Here is a 1178-nt window from a genome sequence, read left to right as displayed (position 1 = left end):
GGGCACGGCCCGTTGGGCGCGGTCGCGCGGGACGCTGACGCGATGGGTGCAGGAATGGAAGCGATCGTTGCTGATCATTTTCAGCCAGTCGCCGCTGTTCAGGACGAAGGACCCGGCCGGCGCGCGGAGCCTGCTCCACGTCTTGTGTCGCGGGTGGTAGAGCTGCAGGCCCTCTACCGGGGTAGCGGGCAACAGCGTGATCAGCCCGTAGTCCTCGTGGGCGATGACTCGGCCCGTGTTCCCGGCATCCGCCACGGCATCGTCGATCGGCGGGTAGTGGTTGAACCTCAGCACGCTGTTCGGTGGAGACAGTTCTTCGTCGTACAACGAAGGGTCGACGCCCAGATATCGGAACATGGCGTGCACGAGCGGAAGCACCATCCGCTCACAAGCCTGCCAGTAGGGTCGCAGCGCCACTTCGAAACGCTCGCCCGGCCAGAAGGTGAGAGCCTTTTCCGGGTCTTCGCCCGGAATACGGAAAGCCGCTTTGTCGAGTTCCCACGCTTCTACCGAATTCGGCAGTGAAGGCGTACTTTCCTGGAGTGGGATGTACCCCATTTGCAGCGGCTCGCCGAATGTGCAGTCCGTCGCGATGTACCTCATCTTTTCTTCGATGGATGTCGTCGTGAACATCTGCAGTGCCGCGTCAGCGGCCCCGGGCAGGACCGTTTCGGCACCATGGTTGATCACGATAGCCAGTCCGACTTCCTCCATGGCCGCCCCGAGTCGGTCGATAAAGCGACGCTGCGCCGACGCATCGCCGTCGAGGTCCGCCATGTCGCACACTTGCGGCTCGAAGCTGTCGTCGAATACGTCGTCGGGACTTTCGACGAGCGAATATTCCAGACGGTCGAGATCATTCTCCACCACGGCGAATTCTGCGTGCTCTACATCGGATCTATTTGCACTCACACTGGCCCCTACAAGATATTCGATCAGATGTCCGGGCAGAGTTCCACTCGGTGACTGGAAAGCTTGCGAAGGTCGAATAAGGTGGAACTGCCGGGTAAACCAAGGTTGCCTCACCACTGATGCGCTGTCAATAGTCGCCGGAGAAACGGCAAGACGCAGAAAATTTGCTCGCCCCGAAGCTATATTTCAGCAATCCGACCAGGCAGTCGGTCAAACTCTCGCGCCGACAAGCCATTACTTGTTCACCTATCTAAGCATGACGACAA

Annotated in this window: 1 protein-coding gene; it reads right to left on the bottom strand. The window is 59.7% G+C overall.

From position 1 onward, the window contains the following. Nucleotides 1-867 (bottom strand): 2OG-Fe(II) oxygenase family protein (locus ACFWPJ_RS33415; protein WP_378857605.1); only part of this gene is annotated, 867 nt, incomplete at its 3' end. Between the last annotated feature and the right edge of the window lie 311 nt (nt 868-1178).

The organism is Nocardia sp. NPDC058497 (genome assembly GCF_042720195.1).
Taxonomy (GTDB): domain Bacteria; phylum Actinomycetota; class Actinomycetes; order Mycobacteriales; family Mycobacteriaceae; genus Nocardia.
Note: the sequence above shows the minus strand (reverse complement) of the source record. Positions and strands in the feature narration are given on the sequence as shown.